Genomic DNA, 14,384 nt, shown 5'->3' with positions numbered 1-14,384 from the left:
CTCGTAAGCTGTCAGATGATGAACTCTCGGGAAGCCGTCGATATGTCCGACGGCCATACGATCGAGGCGGTCGGCCGGCTCGTCCTGGCGGCGACGCCGATGGGACGGGTCGACGATGCGTCGCCGCGGCTGCGCGCCGCTCTCACCTCGGCCGATATCGTGGCGGCCGAGGACACCCGCCGCGCGCGGAATCTCGCCGCGGCGCTCGACGTGGGGATCGGCGGAAGCCTCGTGAGTTACTACGACCAGGTCGAGGCGGCACGGACACCGGCGTTGGTGGACGCGATTGCCGCCGGGTCGACCGTGCTGCTGATCACCGATGCCGGGATGCCGTCGGTGAGCGATCCGGGGTTCAAGCTGGTCGCGGCCTGTGCCGACGCGGGATTGCGGGTCACCTGTCTGCCCGGTCCGTCGGCGGTGACCACTGCGCTCGCCGTCTCGGCGCTACCGTCCGAACGGTTCTGCTTCGACGGCTTCGCTCCGCGACGTGCCGGTGCCCGCCGGGAGTGGCTGACGACGTTGCTCGACCAGCCCCGGACCACCGTGTTCTTCGAGTCGCCCCACCGTCTCGCGGACACTCTCGCCGACGCCACTGAGGTCTTGGGGCGTGATCGACGTGCAGCGGTGTGCCGCGAGCTCACCAAGACCTACGAAGAGGTGCGCCGCGGAACGCTCGCGGAACTCGCCGACTGGGCCGCCGACGGTGTGAAGGGGGAGATCACCGTGGTCCTCGCGGGCGCGACTCCGAGGGTCCGTGACATGGCCGACCTCGTCGAGGAGGTCGAACAGCTCGTTGCCGACGGTGTCCGTCTCAAAGAGGCATGTCAGGAGGTCACGCGGGGCGGCGGTGCTTCCCGGCGTGACGTCTATCAAGCGGTTCTGGCCCGTCGTCAGGAGTCGTGAGCCAGGCCTCGGCCGGATCGACAGCTGATTCGTCCTCGGAGACATGAAGAGTCACGCCCGGGGCCAGCCGATAGGGGCGGCTGGTGAGCAGGGCGCCGACCGCACGTCGCAGCCGCGACATCTCCGCACGAACCGTCACCACGTGCCCGGAATCGCCGAAGATCAGTCGGCTCAATCGTGCCGAGGTGAGACCCGACTCGGACGCCTCGGCCAGCAGGAGCAGGATCTGGGCATGTCGGCGAGTCAGCACGGTCTGCCAATCGTCGCCGTCGCCGGCCACGGTCAGCGTTGGTTCACCGCGCAGATCGAGTTCGGCGACAACGGGATTCGCGGGGCCGACGCGTCGCAGGAGCCACCCGGTGCCGACCTGCTGGGCGACACATGTCCCGATCCCCGGGACGAACTGATGGATGTCCTCCATGGGGGCCGCCACCGCGTCGGGCGCCGTGCATCCGCGGCTGTCGGCCACCCAGCCGTCGCCGTCCACCAGGAGTGCCGGACCGCGGATGCCGGTCAGTCGTGCACCAGCATTCTTTCGCAGGTCGGCGAGAGATCGCGCATGAGCGCCGGCGATCTCGTGTTCGCCGAGCGCTGCCATGCTGGCCGCGAACGCCGTCGACGACGGCTGCAGACCTTGCACCGGGCCGGCCAGGGAGACGATTCCGGTCAGCTGCCCGGTACGGGGATCGTGTATCGGCGCGGCGGCGCAATAGAGCGAGTGGAGAGCATGATTGAAGTGCTCCTGACCGACGACACGGGTGGACCGGTGGTCAGACATCACCAGGCCGACAGCCGTGGTCGCGGTGGATTCCTCGTCCCAGCGACTGCCCTCCACCAATTCGAGGTGGTCAGCGACCCGCAGCCACCGCGAGGTCCCGCCACGCCACAGCAGGACACCGTCGGAGTCGAAGACTCCCATGAGCAGTTCGGTGTCGTCGGTGGTCTCGGCGAACAGCCGTTGCAGACGCTGCGCGCCGTCGGCGAGTGCGTTGCGGTGGCGCCGGTCGTGGACCTCGCCGGGAGGGAGATGCCGCGGCGCGTGTTTGTCGGCGTCGGCCCCGGTGTCGACGGCACGTTGCCACGAGGCCAGGACTTCCTTGCGGGCGGTGGGCACCGGGAGATCCCGGGTGACGTGTGCTTGTGACCGGTCACCAAGGCCGCCGGCGTCACCCGTACTTTCCGTACCCGGCAGTATGGATCGGCGCATAGTCCGACTCTACCCCAGATGATGGCAAGCGGAAGGGGGTCGGCCGTGCCGATTAGCGATGTTCAGGACTTTGCGTCAAGCGGCGCCTGATTCGCGACAAGCGCGGGCGCCAGTGCGTTGAACGGTCATCGTCCGGCGTCGAATCCGGGCACGATGTCCGTTCAGGGAATACTCGGGGTCGCCTCGACGATACTCGCCGCCTTGTCCAGGCATTCCTGCCATTCGCGGGCCGGATCCGAATCGATGGTGATCCCGCCACCCACCCCGAGGCCGGCCATACCGTCCGGTGTCATCGTGACGGTCCGGATCGCCACGCTGAGATCGAGCCCGTGTCCTGGGCCGGCCATGCCGATCGCGCCGCAGTAGACACCCCGTGGTGACGGTTCCCAGTCCGCGAGCAGTTCGGCCGCGCGGATCTTCGGCGTCCCCGTGACCGACGCAGGCGGGAACATTGCGCGCAACAACTCGTTGGTCCCGACCGCGGGGTCGACGATGGCCTCCACCCGCGACACCAGATGCCACACCCCGGGCGCCGGCACCACCGAGAGCAGATCTGCGACCCGGACCGTGCCGGTGACGGCGAGACGGCCCAGGTCGTTGCGTACGAGATCGACGATCATCACGTTTTCTGCGACATCCTTCGCCGAGGCCGACAACGATTCGGGCGCCGCATCGGCCGGTACCGTCCCCTTGATCGGCGACGACGACACGATATTGCCGGTCCGACGTAGGAACGTCTCCGGCGAGAAGCTGGCCACGGTGCCCCAATCGCCGTGTAAGTAGGCAGATTTCGCCGGCATCGTCGTCCTGGTGATCGACGCGAAGAACTCCAGTGGGTCGCCATCGACGGTCCCGGTGAAACGGGTGCACACGCAGGCCTGATAGACCTCGCCGGCGCGGATCGCCTCGAGGCACCGGTCGATGGCCGCGAGGTGGGATTGCGGCTCTGGCGGGACCCAGCTCGCCGACCATCGGTGCCCAACGGGATCGGCGGGCTCGCTCAGCGCGCGCTCGATCCATGGGGCACAGGCATTTCCGTGGACGCTCTCGTGACGCCACCGGCCGTCGCGGAGGATCACCACCTCGTCGGTCAGCCCGCCGACCACGGTGGGCAGCGGGGATTCGGTGGCGTGGACCGGAAAACCCAGATAGCCGAACCAGAACAGATCGGGGTCGTCGGGCGGCGCGAATCCCGGGCGGAGCGCGATCGACGGTGCGATGACGGCATCGGCGTCCCACCAGTCGCCGATCAGGGCGGCCGGTGGCGGCAGGCCGGCCGCGCGCGTGTGCGCGTGCAGCGCACGCAGGACGTCGAGCGCCGGAGCCGTCACGCCTCGTAGCGGGGGAAGATCGGCGTTGGCTTGGGCAACGGGGTGCCTGCGACGAGCGAGTCGGTGACAGCGGTGAACTGGCGATCGTCGGGATCGACGGCGAGCAGATCGAGCAACCGGTTCGTCGACTCGGGCATCACCGGCTGGGCCAGCAGCGCGACGATGCGGACCACCTCGGCGCACACGTAGAGCACCGTCGCCGTGCGGTCGAGATCGGTCTTGGCCAGCTTCCAGGGCTCCTGGGAGGAGATGTAGCGATTGGTGTCGCCGAGAACCGACCACAGCGCCTCGATGCCGAGATGGATCGCCTGGACGTCGAACTGGTCCCGCACCCTGGACAACAATCCGGCGGCCTTCTCCAGCAGCGCGGCGTCGTCGGCGGTGTAGGCGCCGGGTGTGGGGATCGCACCGTCGAAGTACTTGCCGATCATCGACAGACTGCGTTGTGCCAGGTTGCCGAACTCATTGGAGAGGTCGGCGTTGATCCGGCTGACGATCGCGTCCGTCGAGTACGAGCCGTCCTGGCCGTAGGAGACCTCGCGCAGGAAGAAATAGCGCACCGGATCGAGCCCGTACTCGTCGATGAGATTGTCCGGGTCGACGACGTTGCCGACCGACTTGCTCATCTTCTCGCCCTTGTTGAACAGGAAGCCGTGGGCGAACACGCGTTTGGGCAGTTCGATACCCGCGCTCATGAGGAAGGCGGGCCAATAGACGCAGTGGAATCGAATGATGTCCTTGCCGATGATGTGGAGGTCGGCCGGCCAGTATCGGTCGAATGTCGCGGTGTCGTCGGGGAAGCCCACGCCCGTCAGGTAGTTGGTGAGGGCATCGACCCACACGTACATGACATGGTCGGGATGACCTGGCACCGGTACGCCCCAGTCGAAGGTGGTGCGCGAGATCGACAGGTCGGTCAGTCCGCCCTTGACGAAGCTGACGACCTCGTTGCGCCGCACGTCCGGACCCACGTACTCGGGGTGGGTCTCGTACAGCTCGAGCAGCTTGTCCTGATATGCCGACAGCCGGAAGAAGTAGGTCTCCTCCTCGGTCCAGGTGAGGACGTGGCCGTTCTCGGTCGCGACCCGGTTGCCGGCGTCGTCGATGGTGGTGTCGGCCTCGGCGTAGAAGGTCTCGTCGCGGACGTCGTACCAGCCCGAGTACGTGTCCAGATAGATGTCACCGGCATCGGACATGCGTTGCCAGATGGCTTCGGATGCGCGCTGGTGGTCGGTGTCACTGGTCCGGATGAATCGATCGAAGCTGGAGCCGAGCCGCTCCTGCAGCGCTTGGAAGCGATCGGAATTGCGCTTGGCCAGGTCTGCCGTCGGGATGCCTTCGGCCTCGGCCGTCTGCTGCATTTTCTGCCCGTGGACATCGGTGCCGGTGAGGAAGCGGACGTCGTAGCCGTCGAGACGCTTGAACCGGGCGAGCGCGTCGGTCGAGATGTACTCGTAGGCGTGACCGATGTGGGGAGCGCCGTTGGGGTAGGCGATGGCGGTCGTGATGTAGCACGGTTCGCCCGCGCCGTGCGAGGCGTGAACAGCGGACTCGGTGCGCGTCGGATCGTCGGTCATGGTGCCGCCAGAATACGTGGGTTGGCTCGCACTCCGCTGTCCGCCCCGGCTGCTGGTCACCTCATCTGTGGGTTGTCACCTTCGCGTTGGCGAAGGTGACAACCCACAGATGAGGTGGTCCTACGCAGCTGGTCGCCGAAAGGTGCGGTCGAGGCGCGCGATCAGCGACGCCGGGTGGTCGACGTCGTGCCAACCCCAGTGGACGACGCGATGACCGAGTTCCACGAGCGCGTCGGTCCGCGTCTTCTCGTAGAGCATCAATGACTGCCCGTCTGGTCCCTCGTATTTGCTCTTGCCGTCGCATTCACCGACGGTTCGCAGCGCTTCCCAATAGAAGTCGACCCGTGCCACCCACCGGCCCCGGCTGTCGTACAGGTTCACCTGCAGTGCAGGCACCGGCAATCCGCCGTCGACCAACTCGATCCGACTGCGGGACTCCAACACCGATTCTGCGAGCCCGTTCATTTCCGGCACGACACGGCGGGCGCGTGAGGCACCGCTCATCCGGTCGATCAGATCGAGTTCGTCGGCAAGATCGTCAGCGGTGCAGAGACCGGCATGCAGGGCCGCGTCGCCGACCGCGATGGCAGCGATACGGGGTGCCGTTCGCGCAACGTCGACCACGGCTCGGGCCGCCGTGATCACCGGAACGCCGTCGACGGTCTCGATTGCCGGTGGGCGTCGGTCGGTGACCAACTTCATGACCGACGTCGTGCGTGTTCCCGGCGTGCGTCGGTGATCCACGACAACGACCCGATCCGTGTCGAGACCCCAGACGGGCAGTCCCCACGCGGCGACTGCCGAGACCCCACCCAGTGCACGTCCGGTCACCGGAGCTCGGCGGATCCAGGCCCGCGCGAGTTCCCGGTGACGGTGTTCTGCCGTGCCGTCGAGAGTTCCCGCGGGGACGAGGACCCCGGGCGCGAGGGTCTCGAGTTGGCCGGTCCGGGTCGCTGCACGCAGGTCGGCGTCGGTGTACCCGGCGACGATGAGTTCTTGCCTGTTGACGGCGTGGTGGAACCTGCTGAAGTCGTCCATGGGTATTGGACGTTGGGGAGCCGGATCTGGCTCCGCCACATCGGACGCCCTGGAGACCACCTCATCTGTGGGTTCGCACCTTCGCGTAGGCGAAGGTGCGAACCCACACATGGGGTGGATGCGTCATGTCGGCGGGACCAGCCGGGCGCCGGTCACTCCACGCGACGGTACGGCTCGCACCCCGGTGGCGCCTTGGGCGCCTCACGCTTGTCGAGTTCCAGGATCGGTTTGCTGACCGGGGCCGAGTCCAGGGTGAACTTCTCCCCGTGGTGAGCGAGATCGATCGGCGGACCCGACAGCAGGCGATAGGTCGCGGTCTCGCGGTCGATGGCCACCACGATCTTCGACTCACGCACGGTCATCCGGAACGAGAGGTAGGTGAGCCGGTTGGGCAACCGTGGTGCAAACGTGATCTTGCCGCCGAAATCGCGCATTCCACCGAACCCGGCGACGCAGTCCGTCCAGGCCCCGGCCAGCGCGGCGATGTGCAGCCCGCTGGAGACGTTGCTGTGCAGATCGTGCAGGTCGGTGAACACCGACTCGCACATCAGGTCGTAGGACAGATCGAGGTAGCCGACCTCGGCGGCGACCACCGCTTCACAGCAGGCCGACAGCGACGAGTCGCGAACCGTCAGCGGGTAGTAGTAGTCGAAGTTGCGGATCTTCTGCTCCGGGGTGAACGACGATCCGAAGTTGTACATGGCGAACACGAGGTCGGCTTGTTTCACCACCTGCTTGCGATACAGGTCGTAGTACGGATAGTTCAGCAGCAGTGGGTATTTACCCACCGACGACTCGAAGTCCCACGCACCGAGGAGCGTGAAGGATTCGCATTGCTGGTGCACCCCGAGATCTTTGTCGAACGGGATCGACATGTCGTCGGCACAGGATTCCCAGTGGGCGGCCTCGGCGACGGTCACCCCGAGTTCCCGTGCCACGTCGGGACGCCGGTGAACGGCGGCCACCGCGTCCCGAAGATTCTGCTGCGCAGCAAGATTGGTGAACACGTTGTTGTTCACCACTGCGGTGTACTCATCCGGGCCGGTCACGCCGTCGATCCGGAACTTCCCGTTGACGTCATGGTGGCCGAGGCCCGCGAACAGCCGGGCGGTCTCCACCAGCAGTTCGACACCGCACTCGGCCTCGAACTGTTCGTCATTGGTGGCGCGTAGGTACCGGGCGGTGGCGTTGGCGATGTCGGCGCTGACGTGCACGCCTGCGGTGCCGGCAGGCCAGTATCCCGAACACTCGTCGCCATTGATGGAGCGCCAGGGGAACATCGCACCGCGTTGCCCGAGCTCGGCGGCCCGGCTCTTGGCCTTGTCCATCGTGGCGTGGCGCCATCGGAGTTCTTCACCGGCTGCGGCCGGCACCGTGTAGGTGAGCATCGGCAGGATGAAACTCTCGGTGTCCCAGAAGGTGTGGCCGTCATACCCGGGGCCGGTGAGGCCCTTGGCGGGGATCGCGCGGGACTGTCCGCGCGCACCTGCCTGCAACACATGGAACAGTGCGAACCGCACTGCCTGCTGCAGTTCGGGATCGCCGTCGAGCTCCACATCGGCGTCGCGCCAGAAGTCCTCGAGATAATTGATCTGGTCGGCTTTCAGTGCGTCCCAACCGGTTTCCATCGCCATCGCGAGTGCGGCGTCCACCTGAGCACGTAGGGCAGGGACCGACCGACGAGCGGACCAGCCGTAGCCCATGAACTTGGTCAGCGACAGCTTGGTGCCCTGCGGCACGTTCGCGGCGACGGTCAGCCGCGCGAGGTCGGAGTCGGCACGGATGAAAGCGTCGGCCTTGTCGGGAAAATCGATCTCGTGGTCCATTCCGGCGGCCACGTGCAGGCCCGACCGCTTGGTGTGATGGACGAGCATGCCCCAGTAGTTGCGGCAGGCAGAGAGATCGGAGACGAGTGGTTGGTCGAGTGCGGCCGCCAGACGCGGATCGTTGCCCGGCGCAGGGACGGGTTCGTTGGCGAGCAGATCCGACTGCAGCACGAGCTTCATGTCCTCGCCGATCGGTTCCACCTCGTAATGAATGGCGGCGATCGTGCGTTTGGTGAACGACACCAGCCGCTCAGACCGGATACGCACGGTGCGACCCGTCGGGGAGGTCCACAGGGTGTTCCGCCGGAGGGTGCCGGTGCGGAAATCGAGGATGCGCTCATGTTCCTCGGTGCGGCCGTAGCGCAGATCCATCGGCTCGTCCTCGACGAGCAGACGGATGATCTTGCCGTCGGTCACATTGACCACGGTCTGGCCGGATTCCGGATAGCCGTAGCCACTTTCGGCGTAGGGCAGACCACGTAGCTCGTAGAAGCCGTTCAGATAGGTGCCGGGGTGATCGACGGGTTCGCCCTCCTCGAACGTCCCGCGCAGACCGATGTGCCCGTTCGACAACGCGAACAGCGTCTCGGTGCGGCCGAGGACGTCGACGTCGATGCCCCGCCAGCGCAGCTGCCACGGGTGGACGTCGAAACCGTGTTCCATCGCGCCCGGGTTCATGCGGGGAGCAATTCGTCGAGATCGTTGACGACGACGTCGGCGCCCGCCGCGCGCATCGCGTCGGCCTGTCCGCCGCCGACCCGGTCGATGGCGACCACGTAGCCGAACTTCCCGGCCACCGCCGCCTCCACTCCCGAGATCGCATCCTCGAAGACCACGGCCCCGGCAGGCGTGACGCCCATGAGCTCGGCGCCCAGGAGGAACGAATCGGGCGCCGGCTTGCCGGGCAAGCCCCGTGACGCGGTTTCGAGTCCGTCGACCCGCACCTCCACGTATTCGCTGAGGTCTGCGGCATCCAGCACGGCTGCTCCATTCTTCGACGACGTGACGACGGCAATGCGTAACCCGGCCTGCTGCGCCGCTTTCAGATAGCGCACCGAGCCGGGGTAGGGATCGACACCGTCGCGCTCGAGCGTCGCGGTGAAGAGGTCGTTCTTGCCCTCACCGATGGCGGCGAGGGTCTCGGCGGGGACGTCGTCGATCTGCCGTGAGTGGAGGAAGGCCCGCACACCGTCCTCACGGCGGCGACCATCGACGTAGTCGAGATAATCCTGCTCGGTGAACTCGTCGAAACCCTCGGGATCCCGTTCGGACAGAAACGCGTCGAACGCCTGTTTCCACGCGTTGCGGTGCAGGACGGCAGTCGACGTCAACACTCCGTCGAGGTCGAACAGCGCGACCGTCATGGCATCTGGCAATCCCAACACGGTTGGAACGCTACCTGTCCGAGCGGTGGCTGGCGCGCCATGCGAGAGGTTCGTGTGTCGGTTGTCGACGTGTGCACGGTCGGGCCCGGCCAAAACCCGGTTGGCCCCTGCGGCTCTCACCGCCAAGATGAATGCATGACCCGTCGATTCGCCCAAGTGGATGTGTTCTCGTCGATCCCCGTCGCAGGTAACCCGGTCGCCGTCGTCGTGGACTCCGATGGCCTGACCGACGAGCAGATGGCCGCCTTCGCGCGGTGGACCAATTTGTCGGAGACCACCTTCCTGTTGCCGCCGGAGAGTTCCGATGCCGACTACCGGCTCCGGATCTTCACCCCGACCGGCGAGCTGCCGTTCGCCGGACATCCGACCCTGGGCTCGGCACACGCCTGGCTGGAATCGGGTGGGAGCCCGGCGGGCGACCGGATCATCCAGGAGTGCGGTGTCGGCCTGGTCCCGATCCGTCGGGAGCAGATCGGTCCCGACGATGCCGGTGCGGAGCGCACCCGCCTGGCCTTCGCGGCGCCGCCACTGCGTCGGTCCGGACCGGTGGACGCCGACGTTCTCGCCGAGGTGACCGCGGCTCTCGGGCTCGAGCCATCCGATGTGGTCGACGCGCAGTGGGTCGCCAATGGTCCCGACTGGATGGCGCTGATGCTGACCTCCGGGCAGCGGGTCGTCGAGGTGGAGCCGGACATGGCCGCGCTCGGGACGCACGAAGTCGGCCTGGTCGGGCCCCACGCCCACGGCCTTCCCGGCGAACCCGAGGTGGACTTCGAGGTCCGTGGCTTCGCGCCGGGCTTCGGGATCGCCGAGGACCCGGTGACCGGCAGCCTCAATGCGGGGATCGCGGTCTGGCTCCGGCGTGACGGTCTCGCCGCCGCGTCCTATGTCGCCGCGCAGGGGACGGCACTCGGCCGCTCCGGACGTGTGCACATCACCGACGACGGCGCCGACATCTGGGTGGGGGGTGCGACCACCACGGTCATCGCTGGCACAGTGGTGCTGTGAGTCAGACGCCAGCAACCGGCGACACCGGGACGGTTTCCGACGGCAATCCGGCAGGCCGGGAATCGGCCGAGACCGAGAGCAACAAGGCGGCGCGCAAGCGCCGCAGGCGTGAGCCGCCGCCCGACCCGGCGCCGTTGCCGGGCCTCGTCGACGCCCACACCCATCTGGCAGCCTGCGGCGGACGCGACCCCGATGCCGTCCGTGCGATCCTCGACCACGCCGAGAGCGTCGGTGTGCAGCAGGTGGTGACCGTGGCCGATGACATGGTCGATGCCCGGTGGGCGATGGATGCGGCGCAGTGGGATCACCGGGCGTACGCCGCGGTGGCGCTGCATCCGACGCATGCCGCAGAGCTCGACGACGATGCGAAGGCCGAGCTCGAACAGATGGTCGCCGACCCGAGGGTCGTCGCGGTGGGGGAGACCGGCCTGGACTACTACTGGCCCGGCAAGTCCGAATCGTGCGCGACTCCGGCGGAACAGGCAGAGGCGTTCGGATGGCATATCGATCTGGCCAAGCGGATCGGCAAGCCGTTGATGATCCACAACCGTGAGGCCGACCGCGACTTGCTGGACATCCTGGCCTCCGAGGGCGCTCCCGAGTCCGTGATCATGCACTGCTTCTCCGGTGACCTAAATGTTGCACGAGAATGTGTCGACCGTGGCTTCATGCTCAGCTTCGCGGGCACGGTGAGTTTTGCGAATGCCGAGGAATTGCGCGCCGCGGCCGAGATCGTGCCCGACGATCAGATCCTCGTCGAGACGGATGCACCCTTTCTGACGCCGCATCCCTACCGTGGCCAGCCAAATCAGTCGTATTGCCTGCCGTATACAGCGCGTGCCCTGGCGCGCGTGCGCGGCGTCGACGACGCGGCGATGGCCGGGATACTCGGTGCGAACGCGCGCCGAGTGTATGGACTGCCTTTGCAGTAATAGCACCTGTTCGTTATCGTATTGTGATCCCGCTGCCATGGGCGGCGATTTCGAACGGGTGGGCCAGGGGGTCCGGGGGTTTGAGTCGCTGGTGCAGTGAGGACGTTTTTGTCCCCGACCAGGATGTCTATCTTGTCTGTTCTCGCGCGCATCAACCATTCACAGTCCACCCGTGCCCGGGTCGCCGTCGGCGCAGTGCTGGCAACCCTCACCGCCGGTGGTGTCATGGGGATCGCCATGCACAAAGACGTGAAGATCAATGTCGACGGGCAGATCAAGAACGTCTCGACGATGTCGATGTCGGTGGACTCGGTGCTGCGTTCGCAGGGCTTCGACCCGGCATCGGGCGACCACGTGGTCCCGGCCCTCGGCTCCGGGGTCAGCGATGGGCAGACCATCACCTTCAATCGGAAGAAGACTGTCACCCTCGATGTCGACGGTGCCCGCAAGGAGATCCAGACGACGGCGTCCAGCGTTCCGCAGTTGCTCGCCGATCAGGGGTTGGCCGCCGGTTCCAACGACACCAATTTCCCGCGGGCGGGCGCCCTGCCGGTCGACGGCGGTGTCATCGACGTCACCATGCCCAAGCGGGTCAGCCTCACCGACGGCTCGGTCAGCTACAAGCCCGTTGTCGCTGCGAAGACCGTCGGCGACCTGCTCGCCGAGACCGGCAAGCCGCTCGCAGGCGACGACAAGGTCGTCCCGGCCGCCGACACCCCGGTCACCCCGGACATGAAGATCAAGGTCACCCGTATCCGCACCATGGATTCCACCGTGACCGAGCATGTCGCGCCGCCGGAGGTCAAGAAGGAGGACCCGACGCTGGTCCGGGACAAGAAGGTGGTCCTCAAGCAGGGCAAACCCGGTGAGCAGAAGGTGACCTACAAGCTCACCATGGTCAACGGCAAGGTGGTCAGGCGCGACAAGGTCGACGCCGAGGTCCTCACCGCGCCCCTCGCGGCCACCGTCAAGATAGGGACCAAGGAAGGTGCGCCCGACGTGCCGGACGGCTCCGTGTGGGATCAGCTCGCGCAGTGCGAGGCCACCGGCAACTGGGCGATCAACAGTGGCAACGGCTTCTACGGTGGCGTGCAGTTCGACCAGAACACCTGGGAGCGATGGGGCGGCCTCGAGTACGCCCCTCGCGCCGATCTCGCGACGCGTGAAGAGCAGATCGCCGTCGCGTCCAAGACCCAGGCCGCGCAGGGGTGGGGCGCCTGGCCGTCCTGCTCCTCGAAGCTGGGCCTGAACTGACCGACGACGCGCCGCGACTGCTCGGGCCTGCGCAGATCCGTCAGCTCGCCGCCGAACTCGACATCCGGCCCACCAAGACCCTGGGCCAGAACTTCGTCCACGACGCGAACACGGTGCGCCGGATCGTCGCGGAATCGGGCGTCGGCGCCGACGATGTCGTCCTGGAGGTCGGTCCCGGCCTGGGCTCGCTGACCCTGGCACTGCTGGGGACCGCAGGCGGTGTGATCGCGGTCGAGATCGACCCGACGCTGGCCGGTCGGCTTCCCTCCACCATCGAGGAGTACGCGCCCGCGCAGGCGGGATCCTTCCAGGTGATCACCGCCGACGCGATGTCGGTGACGCGCGACGACCTGCCGGTCGCCCCGACGGCGCTCGTCGCGAATCTGCCCTACAACGTCGCAGTGCCCGTGCTGCTCCACCTCCTCGCTGAATTTCCAAGTATCGCAACGGCTTTGGTGATGGTTCAGGCCGAGGTGGCGGATCGTCTCGCGGCCGGCCCGGGCAGTCGGGTGTATGGGGTGCCGAGCGTCAAGGCGCGCTACTACGGCACGGTGGCCCGCGCCGGCGCGGTCGGGCGCAACGTGTTCTGGCCCGAACCGAAGGTCGAGTCGGGTCTGGTGCGCGTCGAGCGCACCGACACCCACGCCGACGATGCGGCGATCCGCACGAAGGTGTTCGCGGTCATCGACGCCGCCTTCGCGCAGCGCCGCAAGACCTTGCGATCGGCGCTGGCGAGCTGGGCGGGCAGCGCACCCGAGGCCGAGCGGAGGTTGCGTGCGGCCGGGATCGACCCCGGTCTGCGTGGCGAACGGCTCGACGTGGACGACTTCGTCCGATTGGCGTCGATCGACTGACCTGGCGACCCGGCCAGACCCCCGATCATGCCGACGGCAACCCCGATCTCGCCGACGGCAAACGGAGTCCCGCCCCAGAGCATGACGAGTCGCGTCCACCCGACGGCCCGCGCGTCCATTAGGCTGGTTACCTGTGTCTCGAGCCTCGTTGTCGGTGGTGTCCGACGCGGTCACCGTGCGTGTACCGGCCAAGGTGAATCTGTACCTCGGCGTCGGCCCCCTGCGCGATGATGGCTACCACGATCTCGTCACCGTCTTCCAGGCACTGTCGCTCTACGACGACGTGCGGCTGAGCCCGGCCACCGAACTCCGTGTCGCCACCACCGGCGAAGGCGCCACCGACGTACCGGCCGACGGCACCAACCTCGCCGCGTTGGCGGTCACGGAGGTGGCGCGCCGGGCCGGGCGAACCCCGAAGGTCGCCATCGACGTGACAAAGCGGATCCCGGTCGCAGGCGGGATGGCAGGCGGCAGCGCCGACGCGGCGGGCGCACTGGTCGGCGCCGACAAGCTCTGGGGTCTCGAACTCGAGCGTCCGGAATTGTCGGAGATCGCGGCCGGGTTGGGCAGCGACGTACCGTTCGCCCTGCACGGCGGCACGGCGCTCGGTACCGGTCGCGGCGAGCAATTGATGCCGATCCTGGCGCGCGGTCAGTTCCATTGGGTGCTGGCGATGTCGAAGTCGGGGTTGTCGACGCCGGCCGTCTATCGGGAGCTGGATCGGTTGCGGGAGAGCCGGTCTGATTCCGACATCGTCGTCGAGCGTCCGGATGCGTTGATGGCGGCGTTGACGTCCGGCGATCCGAGCGTGGTCGCGCCGTTGCTGCGCAACGATCTTCAGCCCGCGGCGCTGAGTCTGCAACCGGCCCTGCGTCGTACCCTGCGAGCGGGCGTCGATGCCGGCGCACTCAACGGAATCGTCTCGGGGTCCGGACCGACGTGCGTGTTCCTCTGCGCCGATGAGGCCTCGGCGGTCGACGTCGCCGCCGAACTGTCGGGTGCCGGGGTCGCACGGGCGGTGCGGACCGCCAACGGTCCGGTGCCCGGGGCACGAGTCGTCACCGAGTAG

General features: G+C 67.3%; 12 protein-coding genes. 6 read left to right on the top strand and 6 right to left on the bottom strand.

Annotated features, from left to right (window positions below):
* Nucleotides 1–18 precede the first annotated feature (18 nt).
* Complete coding sequence (gene rsmI, locus IDF66_RS16725; RefSeq protein WP_223309719.1) at nt 19–903, top strand: 16S rRNA (cytidine(1402)-2'-O)-methyltransferase; 885 nt, start codon at nt 19–21, stop codon at nt 901–903.
* Here rsmI and IDF66_RS16720 read toward each other — a convergent pair.
* The 6 genes from IDF66_RS16720 to IDF66_RS16695 form a co-directional block, all read right to left on the bottom strand.
* Nucleotides 833–2,110: a helix-turn-helix domain-containing protein gene (locus IDF66_RS16720; protein ID WP_190267810.1), complete on the bottom strand. Its 1,278-nt coding sequence runs from the start codon at nt 2,108–2,110 to the stop codon at nt 833–835. The two genes, rsmI and IDF66_RS16720, sit on opposite strands and share 71 nt — an antisense overlap.
* Before the next feature lie 161 nt (nt 2,111–2,271).
* Entirely contained in the window at nt 2,272–3,441 is a 1,170-nt protein-coding gene (locus IDF66_RS16715) for an aminodeoxychorismate synthase component I (RefSeq protein WP_190267809.1), read from the bottom strand.
* Nucleotides 3,438–5,018 (bottom strand): methionine--tRNA ligase, encoded by a 1,581-nt coding sequence (metG, locus tag IDF66_RS16710; protein WP_190267808.1) that lies wholly within the window; start codon nt 5,016–5,018, stop codon nt 3,438–3,440. The genes IDF66_RS16715 and metG overlap by 4 nt, the downstream gene beginning before the upstream one ends.
* A 120-nt stretch (nt 5,019–5,138) precedes the next feature.
* The gene (locus IDF66_RS16705; RefSeq protein ID WP_190267807.1) at nt 5,139–6,056 is read right to left on the bottom strand and encodes a PDDEXK family nuclease; all 918 of its coding nucleotides are present in this window, start codon (nt 6,054–6,056) and stop codon (nt 5,139–5,141) included.
* Nucleotides 6,057–6,208: 152 nt separating this feature from the next.
* On the bottom strand, nt 6,209–8,560 hold the full coding sequence (locus tag IDF66_RS16700) for a glycoside hydrolase family 65 protein (protein ID WP_164306836.1): 2,352 nt from the start codon (nt 8,558–8,560) through the stop codon (nt 6,209–6,211).
* A complete protein-coding gene (locus tag IDF66_RS16695) occupies nt 8,557–9,267 on the bottom strand; it encodes an HAD family hydrolase (protein ID WP_164306837.1) in 711 nt (236 codons plus the stop codon). Before IDF66_RS16695 ends, IDF66_RS16700 begins: the two co-directional genes overlap by 4 nt.
* 135 nt (nt 9,268–9,402) lie before the next feature.
* Between IDF66_RS16695 and IDF66_RS16690 the strand changes: the two genes are divergently transcribed.
* The 5 genes from IDF66_RS16690 (at nt 9,403) to IDF66_RS16670 (ending at nt 14,384) form a co-directional block, all read left to right on the top strand.
* Complete coding sequence (locus tag IDF66_RS16690; RefSeq protein ID WP_190267806.1) at nt 9,403–10,275, top strand: PhzF family phenazine biosynthesis protein; 873 nt, start codon at nt 9,403–9,405, stop codon at nt 10,273–10,275.
* The gene (locus IDF66_RS16685; protein ID WP_164306839.1) at nt 10,272–11,207 is read left to right on the top strand and encodes a TatD family hydrolase; all 936 of its coding nucleotides are present in this window, start codon (nt 10,272–10,274) and stop codon (nt 11,205–11,207) included. Before IDF66_RS16690 ends, IDF66_RS16685 begins: the two co-directional genes overlap by 4 nt.
* A gap of 123 nt (nt 11,208–11,330) precedes the next feature.
* Nucleotides 11,331–12,461, top strand: a complete 1,131-nt coding sequence (locus IDF66_RS16680) for a resuscitation-promoting factor (protein ID WP_164306840.1) — start codon at nt 11,331–11,333, stop codon at nt 12,459–12,461.
* On the top strand, nt 12,425–13,315 hold the full coding sequence (rsmA, locus tag IDF66_RS16675; protein ID WP_190268049.1) for a 16S rRNA (adenine(1518)-N(6)/adenine(1519)-N(6))-dimethyltransferase RsmA: 891 nt from the start codon (nt 12,425–12,427) through the stop codon (nt 13,313–13,315). Before IDF66_RS16680 ends, rsmA begins: the two co-directional genes overlap by 37 nt.
* 133 nt (nt 13,316–13,448) lie before the next feature.
* A complete protein-coding gene (locus IDF66_RS16670; protein ID WP_190267805.1) occupies nt 13,449–14,384 on the top strand; it encodes a 4-(cytidine 5'-diphospho)-2-C-methyl-D-erythritol kinase in 936 nt (311 codons plus the stop codon).

This window comes from Gordonia hankookensis (genome assembly GCF_014673215.1).
GTDB classification, from domain to species: domain Bacteria; phylum Actinomycetota; class Actinomycetes; order Mycobacteriales; family Mycobacteriaceae; genus Gordonia; species Gordonia hankookensis.
Note: the sequence above shows the minus strand (reverse complement) of the source record. Positions and strands in the feature narration are given on the sequence as shown.